The organism is Candidatus Acetatifactor stercoripullorum (genome assembly GCF_944382095.1).
GTDB classification, from domain to species: Bacteria; Bacillota; Clostridia; order Lachnospirales; family Lachnospiraceae; genus Acetatifactor; species Acetatifactor stercoripullorum.
Genome location: NZ_CALWMU010000010.1, coordinates 38,924 through 51,458, shown reverse-complemented (window position 1 = coordinate 51,458; position 12,535 = coordinate 38,924). Strand labels below are relative to the sequence as shown.

12 protein-coding genes are annotated in these 12,535 nt (G+C 46.8%); 2 read left to right on the top strand and 10 right to left on the bottom strand.

Annotation, left to right across the window (positions count from 1 at the left end; all coding sequences use genetic code 11):
* Positions 1 to 11 precede the first annotated feature (11 nt).
* The 4 genes from atpA to SHK35_RS04690 form a co-directional block, all read right to left on the bottom strand.
* A complete protein-coding gene (gene atpA, locus SHK35_RS04705) occupies positions 12 to 2,033 on the bottom strand; it encodes a F0F1 ATP synthase subunit alpha (RefSeq protein WP_318708835.1) in 2,022 nt (673 codons plus the stop codon).
* Positions 2,026 to 2,514, bottom strand: coding sequence for a F0F1 ATP synthase subunit B (gene atpF, locus SHK35_RS04700; protein ID WP_318708834.1), 489 nt, complete (start codon positions 2,512 to 2,514; stop codon positions 2,026 to 2,028). The genes atpA and atpF overlap by 8 nt, the downstream gene beginning before the upstream one ends.
* A gap of 39 nt (positions 2,515 to 2,553) precedes the next feature.
* Complete coding sequence (gene atpE / locus SHK35_RS04695) at positions 2,554 to 2,769, bottom strand: ATP synthase F0 subunit C (RefSeq protein ID WP_318704699.1); 216 nt, start codon at positions 2,767 to 2,769, stop codon at positions 2,554 to 2,556.
* 67 nt (positions 2,770 to 2,836) lie between these two features.
* Positions 2,837 to 3,547 (bottom strand): F0F1 ATP synthase subunit A, encoded by a 711-nt coding sequence (locus SHK35_RS04690; protein WP_318708833.1) that lies wholly within the window; start codon positions 3,545 to 3,547, stop codon positions 2,837 to 2,839.
* A gap of 155 nt (positions 3,548 to 3,702) precedes the next feature.
* On the opposite strand from SHK35_RS04690, the gene SHK35_RS04685 reads away from it, so the two are divergent.
* Positions 3,703 to 4,374: a gamma-glutamyl-gamma-aminobutyrate hydrolase family protein gene (locus tag SHK35_RS04685; protein ID WP_318708832.1), complete on the top strand. Its 672-nt coding sequence runs from the start codon at positions 3,703 to 3,705 to the stop codon at positions 4,372 to 4,374.
* Here the strand turns inward: SHK35_RS04685 and SHK35_RS04680 are convergent.
* Positions 4,286 to 5,509 carry a DUF2974 domain-containing protein gene (locus tag SHK35_RS04680; protein WP_318708831.1) on the bottom strand — a complete coding sequence of 408 codons (1,224 nt, stop codon included), beginning with the start codon at positions 5,507 to 5,509 and terminating at the stop codon, positions 4,286 to 4,288. The genes SHK35_RS04685 and SHK35_RS04680 overlap by 89 nt on opposite strands.
* Positions 5,510 to 5,614: 105 nt before the next feature.
* On the opposite strand from SHK35_RS04680, the gene SHK35_RS04675 reads away from it, so the two are divergent.
* Complete coding sequence (locus SHK35_RS04675; RefSeq protein ID WP_318708830.1) at positions 5,615 to 6,466, top strand: DegV family protein; 852 nt, start codon at positions 5,615 to 5,617, stop codon at positions 6,464 to 6,466.
* Positions 6,467 to 6,550: 84 nt separating this feature from the next.
* Here the strand turns inward: SHK35_RS04675 and SHK35_RS04670 are convergent, their stop codons facing one another.
* The 5 genes from SHK35_RS04670 to SHK35_RS04650 all read right to left on the bottom strand — a co-directional run bounded on the left by SHK35_RS04670 (position 6,551) and on the right by SHK35_RS04650 (position 12,360).
* Positions 6,551 to 7,897 carry a citrate/2-methylcitrate synthase gene (locus SHK35_RS04670; protein ID WP_318708829.1) on the bottom strand — a complete coding sequence of 449 codons (1,347 nt, stop codon included), beginning with the start codon at positions 7,895 to 7,897 and terminating at the stop codon, positions 6,551 to 6,553.
* A gap of 20 nt (positions 7,898 to 7,917) precedes the next feature.
* Positions 7,918 to 8,373, bottom strand: a complete 456-nt coding sequence (locus tag SHK35_RS04665; protein WP_318708828.1) for a MarR family winged helix-turn-helix transcriptional regulator — start codon at positions 8,371 to 8,373, stop codon at positions 7,918 to 7,920.
* A gap of 78 nt (positions 8,374 to 8,451) precedes the next feature.
* On the bottom strand, positions 8,452 to 9,852 hold the full coding sequence (locus tag SHK35_RS04660) for a putative bifunctional diguanylate cyclase/phosphodiesterase (RefSeq protein WP_318708827.1): 1,401 nt from the start codon (positions 9,850 to 9,852) through the stop codon (positions 8,452 to 8,454).
* Positions 9,853 to 9,916: 64 nt separating this feature from the next.
* Positions 9,917 to 11,461, bottom strand: coding sequence for an ArnT family glycosyltransferase (locus SHK35_RS04655; protein WP_318708826.1), 1,545 nt, complete (start codon positions 11,459 to 11,461; stop codon positions 9,917 to 9,919).
* A gap of 209 nt (positions 11,462 to 11,670) precedes the next feature.
* Positions 11,671 to 12,360, bottom strand: a complete 690-nt coding sequence (locus SHK35_RS04650; RefSeq protein ID WP_318704690.1) for a class I SAM-dependent methyltransferase — start codon at positions 12,358 to 12,360, stop codon at positions 11,671 to 11,673.
* Between the last annotated feature and the right edge of the window lie 175 nt (positions 12,361 to 12,535).

Genomic DNA, 12,535 nt, shown 5'->3' with positions numbered 1-12,535 from the left:
GCCTATCCCTCCTATTTCTCCTGATACTGTTTCTTAAATTCTCCGGCCGCCGCCACGATCTGTGCCTCCAGCTCCTCGTCCAGCGTCTTTGCGCTTTCCAGCTGCCTGATGATTTCAGGATGGCTTTCTGCCATAAATGCAAGCAGCTTCATCTGAAAATCCTTTACCTGATCCACTGGAAGGTCCAGCATGACTTTGCTGTTGGCCGCACAAAGGGTAATCACCTGCTCCGCCATGCTCAAAGGACGGCCCAGAGGCTGCTTTAACAGCTCCATGAGCACACGTCCGTGCTGCAGCTGCTCCTTGGTGGCGCTGTCCAGATCGGAGGCAAACTGGGTAAACACCTCCATCTCCCGAAACTGTGCCAGATCGATACGGATGCTTCCCGCCGCCTTTTTCATGGCTTTTGTCTGAGCCGCACCTCCCACTCGGGAAACGGACAGTCCCACGTTAACTGCCGGTCTCATGCCCGAAAAGAACAAATCGCTCTCCAGAAAGATCTGACCATCTGTAATAGAGATGACATTGGTGGGGATGTAAGCAGACACATCTCCCGCCTGAGTCTCTATAATGGGCAGCGCCGTGATAGAGCCGCCTCCTTTCTCGTCGCTCAGTCTGGCAGAACGCTCTAACAGTCTCGAATGCAGATAAAACACATCCCCGGGATATGCCTCACGCCCCGGAGATCGCTCCAATAAAAGAGACAATGCCCGGTAAGCTACCGCATGCTTGGACAGATCATCATAAATAATCAGCACATCCTTCCCCTGGTACATAAAATACTCTGCAAGGGCAGTTCCGGAATAAGGGGCAATGTACTGCAGGGGCGCAGGGTCACTGGCCGTAGCAGACACAATAATGGTATACTCCATTGCATCATGCTTCTTCAGCGTTCCCACCAGCTTTGCGATGGTAGACGCCTTCTGTCCAATGGCCACATAAATACAAATCACATCCTTGCCCTTTTGGTTGAGAATGGTGTCCAGGGCAATGGAGGTCTTTCCCGTCTGGCGGTCTCCGATAATCAGCTCACGCTGTCCCCGTCCAATAGGGAACATGGAATCAATCGCCAAAATACCGGTTTCCATGGGAACACCTACGGATTTACGATCCACAATGGAGGGAGCCGCTTCCTCGATGGGACGGTACTCCTCTTCCTTTATAGGACCTGCGCCGTCCACCGGAGCGCCCAGCGCGTCAATAATTCTGCCTTTGAAGGCTTCTCCCACAGGGATGCCCGCTCTTTTGCCCGTGCGGACCACCCGGGTGCCTTCCCTGATCTGGGTGTCATGTCCGAAAAGAATACAGCCGATCTCATCCCTCCGGATATCCTGTACCATACCCTTTACGCCGCAGTCAAAGATTACAATCTCGCCGTACATGGCATGGTCGATGCCATTTACATTGGCAATGCCATCGCCTACCCAGCTGACGCATCCAATCTCCTTATCCTTGGCCTCCAGCTCAAAATCCTCTATTTCGCTGCGCAGAATGGAAATAATCCCCCGCTGGCTCACATCACCTCTTTGAGAAATCTGCTCCAGTTTTTCCTCAAACTGCTTCATCCGGCCGTTTACGCTCCAGTCATAAACCTCGTTTCCGGCCTGAATGACAAAGCCTCCGCCCAAAGAGGGTTCCTCCCTGGTCTCAAAAATCAAGTCTTCTCTTTGATATTTTCTAATCAGAAAATCCCGGATATTTTTAAGCTGCTCCTCGTCCGGGGGCGTCACATAGGACAGAATAACCCTGAATTCTCCCTTTTTTTCCGGGGAAAGGTCTTTATACGCGCTTAAAATGTCCTCCCAGAGGTAAATATGGCTGTTATCGCAAAGAATCTTCAAAAAATCCCGAATCTGCACCGGGAATATCTTATCTATCACGTTATGCTTTGCATGGAGGGCCACAGAAGGATCCTCAAACTCCATCTTTACCTGCGGCACAGCCTTAAAAATGTCATCCGCCTGGCCCACAATATCGCTTGCTATATTCAGTTCGCGCAATGTCCTCGCGTAATCTAAAGCTGTACTAATCACACCGTTCACCTGTCTTTGCTATAAATTGATTATAAAGCTCTCTATCCGCTTCCGCACCCTGTCTGGAAGCCATAAGCTTGGCAGTGGCCGCCACCACCAGGTCCGCAATCTGCTCCTGGGCCTGCTGGATACGCTTTTCCTGTTCCCTGTCCGCACTTTTTTGGGCATCCGCCACCAGCTTGTCCGCAGTGCTTTTAGCCTCTGAAAGAATTCTCTCGTACTCTTCTCCCGCGCGGTCTCTGGCCTGATTCAAAATATCCAGTCTTTCCTTCTCTGCGCCGTCCAGAGATTCCTGGTACTGCTCTTTAAGCTTCTGTGCATCTTCCTGGGCCGTCCTTGCATCCGCAAACTGTTTGTCGATCTCGGCCTGCCTTGCAGCCAGCACCTTTCTCACCGGACCAAACAAAAATTTGCGCGCAATTACATAGAGAATGAGAAGATTAATAATGGTCCACAAAATATTGCTGTCTAGTCTTAACATACCTTGTCTTCCTTTCCTGTCCTGCCCATCCCTTTTTGGTTATCCCAAGAACAGGATCACAAGAATACCGATAACGAAACCGTAAATTGCCGTTGCCTCTGCCAGCGCGCCGCCAAGAAGCAAAAGCTTTGTGATTTTTGATTCTGCCTCCGGCTGCCTTGCCACTGCCTCCGCTGCCTTTGCCGTGGCAACACCGATGCCGATGCCTGCTCCGATACATGCCAATGCTGCGATGCCTGCTCCAATTGCTACCATAATATTTTCCTCCATTTCGCCGTCCAAAGGGACGGTCTGTTTTCTATAAATTTTTTTGTTGATTTTGTCACTCTATTGCTTCCTTGATAAACAGGGAAGTTAAGAATACAAACACATACGCCTGAATCAGCCCGTCGAAAATGTCAAAATAAAAGCTGAAGGGCACAGGCAAAACAACGGGGACCAGAAGCTTTATCAGCTCCATGATCACAAACGCGCCCACCACGTTGCCAAAAAGACGCATACAAAGAGACAAGGGCCTGATAAACAACTCCAGAATATTGATCGGAGTTACGATGGCTATGGGCTCCGTAAAGCTTTTCAGCCATCCCTTCACACCCTTCCTTCGAATTCCGGCACACTGAATGAGAACGATACTCATAAGCGCCAGCGCAGCCGTCACGTTCATATCCTTTGTAGGCGGCTTTACTCCGAAAAGTCCGATCACATTGGATATTCCGATAAACACCAAAACCGTCGCCAGATACGGAACATACGCTTTGCCTTCTTCCCCCACCATGCCCGTCACAAATCCGTCCAGCTTCGTGACAATCGTTTCCACTGCCAGCTGTCTTTTGGTGATATTGTGCACCCGCAGGTTTCTGGTGAGAAAAAACGATGCCAGCAGAATGACTGCCATGATGACCCAGGTGATGACCACAGATTCCGCAATGTCCAGGCTTACGCCTCCAATCAGAGGGACTCCCTGGGGAATCTGTATGGAAAAGGCCGTTTCACAATTCAGCTCCTCCAGCAGCTTCGCTGCCAATTCTTCCATAGCTCCACTCCCTTTCTGTTGTCCTCTTTACAGCTTTTAACATTTTACACTGTTTTTTTTAAAAAGGTAAGATAAAAATTGCCGATTTTTTGGTACATTCCGGCAGCCCTCTAGCATATATTAACTAAGAATTCTTCTCGCAGGGGATACTGGAAATGAAAATTGCAATTATAGGACGCAAAAACGATACCGCAAATTACGTCAGATACATAAAGGGCTTTTCCGCCCTTCCCATCTCCACCTTGAGCCTGGGGGAGCTGTCCTTTTGCGACGCATTGCTCCTGCCCGGGGGCGGAGATATCACGCCGGCGTTCTTTGGAGAAAACAATCAGGGTTCCCAAAATATTGACACCGAGCTGGACATCATTCAATTTCAGGCCCTGGATTACGCTTTGCGCCGCAAAATTCCCGTCCTTGGCATCTGTAAGGGAATGCAGGTCATCAACGTTGCCTTTGGAGGCACCGTCACGCAAGATCTGCCCACAGCCGCTCTCCACAGATATGCCGGACAGGATCAATATCATAAAACCGTCATTTCAGAGGGTTCCTGTCTCCACAGCCTGTATGGCAGGGAGGCCTTTGTAAACAGCGCCCACCACCAGGGGCTGGGACGGCTGGGCGCGGGCTTAAACGCCATCCAATGGTGTCCGTCGGACGGCTGCGTGGAGGCAATCGTCCACGACGCCCTCCCTGTTTTGGGACTGCAGTGGCACCCCGAGCGTCTGGATGCAGGCCGCACTACTTTGTCCGGGACACCGATTCTGGATCTTTTGTCCTCCTGGGTTTGTGCTTTTCATGCCCTTTCCCCTGAGCACTGTGGGTTGTAAGCTGCTCCCTCACATGGGAGCCTGCAATCTCGAACAGAGACTTTACAATTTCCCGCAGCATTTTGGCAGTCTCATGGTCCACCTCCTTAAGCGCCCCGATCACTCCGTTCATGCTTTTTCTCCAATGGCTGGTAAATGCAATAAGATCCTCCGCCTCAGACGCGGAGACCACCTGGTAGAGCGTGTCCACAAAGGTACGCAGCTTTTCTTCATCCAGAGACAGAATCCATTCGTTCAGGGTATCGTTCATCCGTCTTCTTCTCTCGTAAATATCATCCACCTTCACAAATTCTCCCTGGTCCACCAGCCAGCTGTAGGGATCGTGCTGGGCCAGCCCGAAGCTTCTGCTCTCCACCACCTGATAGTGGATATCCCGTTCAAACAGCATGCCCACCATGGAGGAATGGGGAAGAATCTTTACCACTCTGTCCGCTATCTTCTCGTAGGCTCCCTGAGCAAGCACCTCTGGCCGAAATCCCGGCCCGTCCATGCTGTACACCTTTAAAATACGGTTCTGCACCTGTGGAAGACATTTCATGGCGCTGTATACCGCCAGGTTTCCTCCTTTGGAATGTCCTCCCACGTAAAAGGGACGGTGAATACGTCCCATGACCATATTCAAATATTTCACACTGTAGGCCTGTGCCGGAACAGGAGACAGAAAGGCCATGTTGAAATCCTCCTTCCAGCCCACAATGGTTTCATCCGTTCCCCGGAAGGCAATATAGATGGTACCGTCCTCCAGCAGAAAGGTAACGGCGCAAAACTGGGTTTCCCACTCCTTTCGCACCAGATTGATATAACAATTCAGCTTAAGACTGCCAAAGCGCCTTCCCGCCAGGGCAGCCTCCACCATGGCCCTGTTGTTCTTTTCAAAACGCACATCGGCAAAGAGCCTGTCAAAATCAGGGTACTCCCGCAGATCATGGAATGTGACAGCTCCTTTGTTTTCTCTCACATCGGGAACCATTCCGTCAAATTTTAAATAGGACAACTGACACAAAACCAGGCTGTCCACGTCATTCATGGGACGTGTGCAAAAAGAACAGTCCCCATATTCTTTCAGATAATCAATAATCGTTCCCGCCATGGCATGCACCACTCCGTTTTTCATCCGAATTTCAGAATTCATCATATCATATTCCCCGCCTAAAAGAAATTAAATTCCTGTAAATATTGTTTTTTATCAGAAAATATGTTATTTTTTATCTGTATTTAAAGAAAGAAACGGAGGCGCACTATGTCAAATATACAGTTGGTTGCAGATTCCACCTGCGATCTTTCTCCTGAACTGAAAGCTGCTTTTCACATTGTCACCATCCCCCTCTGCATTATTCTGGAGGATGAGAGCTACTATGACGGGGAACAAATCACTCCCGATCAAATCTACCAGTGGTCTGATGCCAACAGACAGACCCCCAAAACCGCTGCAGCTTCCTATGAGCGGGCGTATGAAACCTTAAAGCCATTTATGGAAGCGGACAAGGATATTATTTTTGTGGGCATCTCCGAGCAGATGAGCACCACCTGCAACGTAATCCGGCTGATTGGCGAGGATCAGCATTACCATAAGCTTCATGTGATCGATTCTCAAAATCTGTCCACGGGCATCGGCCTGCAGCTGCTCTACGCCGCTGAGCTGATCAAAGAGGGAAAAACGGCAGAAGAAATCGTGGAACGCATTGAGCAGCGCCGGGGCAAGGTCCGCGCCAGCTTCGTGGTGGAAACCCTGACTTACCTGGCCAGAGGCGGCCGGTGCAAGGCTGTGACCGCTCTTCTTGCAAACACATTGAAATTAAAGCCTCAAATTATTGTGGAACACGGCGCCATGAGTGTGGCAAAAAAATTCCGGGGAAAACAGTCCTCCGTGATTATGAAATATGTGAGAGAGCTTCAGGACGATCTGCTGGCAGCAGACCCCTCCTGCGTGTTTATCACCCATTCCGGCTGTGAGGACAGCATAATAGAAGAGGTCCGCTCCTATCTGGACAGCCTGAACTATTTTGCCAATATTTATGTGACCCGTGCAGGCTGCGTCATTTCCAGCCACTGCGGGCCGGCCACCCTTGGCGTATTGTTCTATGCGCAATAAAAAAAAACTGCCGCATTCCTTCTGCGGCAGCTTTTTATTGCTGTGCGCCTGACGGCGCATGCTTTTTACTTTTTATACCTTTCATTATCTGTCCTCAATATCTACATATTTGCGCTCATCCATAACGCTGTTGTAAGCGGGACGGATAATCTTATCCATATTAATCAGCTCTTCAATCCTGTGTGCACTCCAGCCCACAATTCTTGCGATGGCAAAGATGGGGGTATAAAGCTCCAGAGGAATCTCCAGCATACTATACACGAAACCGCTGTAGAAGTCCACATTAGCGCTGACTCCTTTATAAATGCGGGCTTTCTCCGAAATTACCTTGGGGGCGAGCCGCTCAATCATAGAGTAAAGGGCAAAATCCTTTTCCCTTCCCTTAGCGGATGCCAGCTGCTGCACAAAGCCCTTGAACACCTGGGCTCTGGGATCCGACAGCGAATATACCGCATGGCCCATCCCGTAAATCAGTCCCTTCTTGTCAAACACTTCCTTGTTCAGAATCCGTCTCAGGTAATTTTCAACAGCTTCCTCATCCTTCCAGTCAGACACATTTGCCTCAATATCCCGCATCATCTCTACGACCTTGATGTTAGCGCCGCCGTGCTTTGGCCCTTTCAGGGAGGACAAGGCAGCAGCCACCACAGAATAGGTATCAGAGCCCGATGAAGTCACCACACGGGTGGTAAAAGTGGAATTGTTTCCGCCGCCGTGTTCCATATGCAGCACCAGGGCAATGTCGAGGACTCTGGCCTCAAGCTCAGTATATCGTTTGTCAGGACGCAGCATCATCAGAATATTTTCCGCTGTGGAAAGCTTTTTCTGGGGTCTGTGTATGTACATACTCTCATCGTTGGTATAATGATTGTAGGCGTGATATCCGTAAACCGCCAGCATTGGAAATACGCTGATCAGCATAATGCACTGGCGCAGCACGTTTTCAATAGAGGTGTCATTACAGTTTTTGTCATAAGAAGCAAGGGTCAGCACACTTCTTGTGAGGGAATTCATAATATCGCTGCTGGATGCCTTCATAATTACATCTCTGGTAAAATTTGTGGGCAGCGTGCGGTTTGCAGCCAGAATATGATGGAACTGTTCCAGCTCCTGCTTTTTGGGAAGCTCCCCAAACAGCAGAAGGTACGCAATTTCCTCAAAGCCATAGCGCTTTGACCGAAAGCCGTTTACCAGCTCAATGCAGTCGTAGCCCCGGTACCAGAGCCTTCCCTCACAGGGAACCTTCTGCCCATCCACCTTCTTAAAGGAATCAATCCGGGCAATATTAGTAAGCCCCGCCAAAACCCCGTTTCCGTTTTTATCCCGAAGTCCTCTCTGCACCCCATATTCATCAAATAAACGGGGATCAATTTTATCCGCTTCCCTGCACAGCTGCGCATATTCCGCATAATAGATTTCATTTTTCTTCATATTACAATACCCTCTCTTTCTTATGACGATCTGTTTGTCTCCGAATGAGCCAGCTCTTGCGCCATATTTTCATTCATCTGCCTCAGAACACGGAAAACAGCTTCCCTATCCGCTTCCCCGACACCCTTAAGCAAACATTGTCCAAGCTCCCTTCGAATCTTAACTGCCTCCTTTATGACCGTATGGGCTTCACTGGTAAGCTCAATGTGCACGCATCTCCTGTCCTCCTTATCCTCTGTCAGCTCCACCAGCCCTTTTTTGCGCAGATGTTCCACCGACTTAGATACATTCGCCTTAGACATTCCCATGTCCACGATATCTTTAGAAAGATTTTTAGGACCGGAATGTGCCACATAGTACAGGATATCAATATCCGCCACACGCAGGTCATACTCCCTGACAATTGGCTGACAGCGCCTTTCATAAAGCTTTTTATATTTGTATACCACTGTAAGCATATCAAATAAAGTGTTCATACCAGCCTTCCCAAGCCATGTTAGTTTATTTTGAAACTGTTTCTTTATAAACTATAATAAACCTTCAAGGAATTCTTGTCAACAGAAATGACAGGATTTATCCTGACTGCACAGCAGCCGGTCAAATTCTTCCACAGGCACAGGCTTGTAAAACAGAAAGCCCTGTGCAAGGTCACAGCCGCATTTTAACAGAAATTCCCGCTGTTCTTTCGTTTCCACGCCTTCCACAATCACTCTGGTATTCAGATCTTTTAACATATCAATGGTATGACGGACGATAATTCTGCACTTGGGATTGTCCATGTCCGTAATAAATCCTCTGTCGATTTTGATCTCATCCATGGGCTGATTTTTGAGCATATTCATGGTAGAATAGCCTGTCCCGAAATCATCCATGGAAATCACAAAGCCCTTGGATTTCAAAAACTTCATCCGCACATACATTCCCTCTTCATCCTCAAGGAAAGCACCTTCTGTCAGCTCCAGAGGCACATATCCCACCGGCACCTGATACTTTTCCTTCAGTCCCAGCAGAGTATCGCACAGCCCCGTATCATAAGCATGAACCCGGGATACATTGACAGATATGGGGACAAGATGCCGCTTTTTTTGCTGCAGGCTTCCCAGATAAGAAAAAACACGCTCCCATATGTAGGCATCTACATTGATGATAAACCCATTTTTTTCTAAAACAGGAATAAACTCTCCCGGACTGATCATCCCCTTTTGGGGATGATTCCATCTCACCAGCGCTTCTCCGCCCACAATGCGTCCCGAGTGCATATCCACCTTAGGCTGTATGTACAATTCCAGCTCTCCCTCCTGCAGGGCAGAAACAATATCGTTTTCAACCTGGCGTTCACGAAGCTGGTGCCTTCTCATCTCGTCATCAAAAAAGGCATAGCTGGCAAAAACCTTCCCCTTAATGCTGTTCATGGCAATGACTGCGCAGTCCTTCAAATAGCTGATGGAGGGCTCCCGTTCAGCAGAGATACTGATGCCAAAGGAGGGGAGAACCTTATACACAAAGGGAAATTCATCAATTTTTTTCTTTATGGAGAGCACAATATCAACCAGCTCCTGCTTCTCTCCATAAGCCGTGCACATACAAAAGACATCCGCCCTCACATGACACGCATAGGTATAAGGCCTTTCTTTCTCATAGGCTCCAAAGCAATCCGCGATAAACTTTAACAGCCTGTCCCCTTCAGACCTGCCGCAGAATTCATTTACAGCCTTGAACTGGGTGATATCCATCAAAATCACCCCGTACTGCAAATCAGGATTCTCCCGGATCATTTCCCCGCATAAGTAGAAGAAAGCTTTTAGATTATACAAATTCGTCAATGTGATCCGATTGCTTTCCACATTCTGCTGCGCCATCTTCCTGAGCGAATAAAGATAAAGCTCCATCTTGCCTGCATCCGTGGTTTGGGGAGAAACATTTATTACTTCGTCTTTTGCCTTCTGGTACCCCATACGTTTACCCTCACTGATTTCCGTATTGTTTTTTCATTATACACTATACTTTATTTTTTTTCCACTATTCCCTCCATGCAACCCCATAGCATTTATCTGCATATACCGTGTGATATCCCTGTTCCAGAAAAAACGACTCCATACTATAAGGGTACACAAAAACAGTCCACTCCGTCTCCGCCCCCGGATATATGTCAAAATGATATCTGCCGATGGAACAAACATTGCCAAAGGCCTGCCCTTCCTCCTCATAGACCACAGTACTCTGGTATTCTTCAGGAGGAATCTGCTCGTACAGCATCACATTAGCATAATTCAGCCCCAAAACAGCAACAGGCCCATCCGTCAGCTCGTCTGCAAGACCAAGGGCCTCCTCATACTGATACCAGTTCATATGGGAAAGCCCGGGCTGTCCATAGGCTTCATAATTCACGGGAAAAGTCAGCTGTGTATACACAAAATATCCAAAACAGCAAGCATATGTGCCGCAAGCCATCCATGCCATTCCTTTCTCGTGCTTTAAAAATTTCCCCAGACACCAAATACCGATTCCCGTATACATAATAATGGGAATATGAATATAGTTAACCTTATGAAAATACACCTGATCAAGCATACTCCCCAAGGCCACCGCCACACCAAACCATAGTGCAAGAATAAAATGCAGCGCAAACTTCATCCGGCTGATAATCCCTTTGATAAAAACCCTGATGTGATACAAGATGCCAAGAAGAATGAACGGAGTACTGATATAATAATAAGAACCCACTGTCTCATTGCTGATCCACCATCTGTCGTCATGCTGACGAAGCAGCATTCTCATCAAATCCAAAAATCGTTTTTTAATCTGCCAGCCATGCAGCCCGATTTCTCCCGTTCTTAACTGAGGAAGTTTTGGTATGGAAAAAAAGCTGTTTCGGATTTCCTCTATCCAGTCGAAATTGACGGCAAGAAACACAAGAAGAGGACAAGCCATCAAAAATAACAGCCCTAAAGGAAGCCAAAAATTACGGTCAAATTTCAGTTTATCCCAAAAGAAAAGAAAGGACAGAAAAAGCAACGCAGGCACCAATATCCAGGTCAAAGCATAGCTGTACAGAGTTAGTCCGAAAAAAAACGCCGCTCCCCACATACTTTTGGATTTTCCATTCAGATACCTGCACAGAAAATAAACCGCCGTTAAAAGCATGGGAACGGCTAAATTACAGTCAAGCCCGACACGCGATTGCTGAATATGCCATGGATTGACTGCAAGAAGACCTGCAAAAAAAACACTCATCCATCTGGAACGAAAAAGCTCCTGCCCCAGCCCATACATCACCAGAATAGAAAGGGAGCCCCAAATTGCCTGCGGAAGTCGGATCGTCCAAGTATGAACCCCAAATAACGCAAAAAAAGGCATGGTGAAATAGGAATAAAGTACACTCATGCCGCTTCCCCATACCGTATAATACACCGGTCTGGTATAACCATAGGAGTCTATGCCATATTTCATAACAGCCCATGAATTGTAAGCTGAATAAGCCTCGTCCTGATGAAGTCCCATAGGAATTTCATCTAACCAAAGCAGACGCGCCAGACTTCCCACAAAAAAAAGAATGAGCAACATAAGCATAGGCGCATCCAAATTTTCTTTTATATATTTTTTCATCACTTGCTCAAGGCATGTCCTTTTTCATTCTTAACTGCATTTATTATAACAAATCTCCACAAATTAACAACCCATTTTTAAAATGTTGTCCAATAAAACCATCGTCTGATAATCCTTGCAAAATAAGTCTCTCAAAACAAAAATTTGCTCTATAAAATAAGTTTTAACTAAGCTTTTTTGAACACACATACATGCAGATATTCACTCTCCCACATTTGATCCCCCACAATGTTCTCTCCTTCTCGCAATTCTATAATGTCAAATTTTTCTCCCCAAAATTCTTTCAGTCTTTCTTTAGTAAATGCCGCTCCCGTTTGTTTACTTCTGTAAAACTCATAATCATCCACCTCGTCTGCGCCATCTTTTCCTGCCGCAAAGCACAACAAAATAAAATAGCCATTTTCTGTTAATATGTTTGATACAATATCCCTATATTGCAAACGTCTGTGTGGTGTCAAATGATGAAAAATGCCACTGTCTATAACCAAATCAAACCTCTTATCCATCAAATCCAATTTAAAAATATTTTCCGCCTTAAAGACTACTTTTTCTGCTTTGCTTTCGCCTGCGTTCCTTTTTGCATTTTCTATTGCAATTTCTGACAAATCATATGCCTCTGTATTAACATCGTTTTTAGCAAGATAAATTGCGTTTCGCCCCTCTCCACAACCAAATTCACAAGCATTTTTAATACTATGCTCTTTTATGAAATCAACAACGCATTTATCCGGCAGTTTATTATATTTCAAAAATGGGGCCGACTTATCCCGCTTAATATAAAAGGTATTCCAATCCACTCCCTCTGTATATCTGTCAAGCATATTAAACAGGTCATCTATTGTATTAATAAAATTCATACATATACCTCCAGCAATCCCGATTGTGAAATCATATACCAAATATAACACATTATGAACGGACTGTGTGAACTGAGTGGAAAACTATTTTTTATAATTATAGAAAAGGACAAACAAAAATGAGATTGTCACAAAGCAGAGGGAAGGGGCGATTTTATCTCGCCCCCTTCCCTCT

Excerpts from the sequence above, each read along its gene's own strand:
- atpE (WP_318704699.1), bottom strand. The coding sequence starts at position 2,769 with ATGGTAGCAATTGGAGCAGGCATCGCAGCATTGGCATGTATCGGAGCA.
- SHK35_RS04685 (WP_318708832.1), top strand. The coding sequence starts at position 3,703 with ATGAAAATTGCAATTATAGGACGCAAAAACGATACCGCAAATTACGTC.
- SHK35_RS04660 (WP_318708827.1), bottom strand. The coding sequence starts at position 9,852 with ATGGGGTACCAGAAGGCAAAAGACGAAGTAATAAATGTTTCTCCCCAA.
- SHK35_RS04650 (WP_318704690.1), bottom strand. The coding sequence starts at position 12,360 with ATGAATTTTATTAATACAATAGATGACCTGTTTAATATGCTTGACAGA.
- atpF (WP_318708834.1), bottom strand. The coding sequence starts at position 2,514 with ATGTTAAGACTAGACAGCAATATTTTGTGGACCATTATTAATCTTCTC.
- SHK35_RS04670 (WP_318708829.1), bottom strand. The coding sequence starts at position 7,897 with ATGAAGAAAAATGAAATCTATTATGCGGAATATGCGCAGCTGTGCAGG.
- SHK35_RS04675 (WP_318708830.1), top strand. The coding sequence starts at position 5,615 with ATGTCAAATATACAGTTGGTTGCAGATTCCACCTGCGATCTTTCTCCT.
- SHK35_RS04690 (WP_318708833.1), bottom strand. The coding sequence starts at position 3,547 with ATGGAAGAATTGGCAGCGAAGCTGCTGGAGGAGCTGAATTGTGAAACG.
- SHK35_RS04665 (WP_318708828.1), bottom strand. The coding sequence starts at position 8,373 with ATGAACACTTTATTTGATATGCTTACAGTGGTATACAAATATAAAAAG.
- SHK35_RS04680 (WP_318708831.1), bottom strand. The coding sequence starts at position 5,509 with ATGATGAATTCTGAAATTCGGATGAAAAACGGAGTGGTGCATGCCATG.
- SHK35_RS04655 (WP_318708826.1), bottom strand. The coding sequence starts at position 11,461 with ATGTTGCTCATTCTTTTTTTTGTGGGAAGTCTGGCGCGTCTGCTTTGG.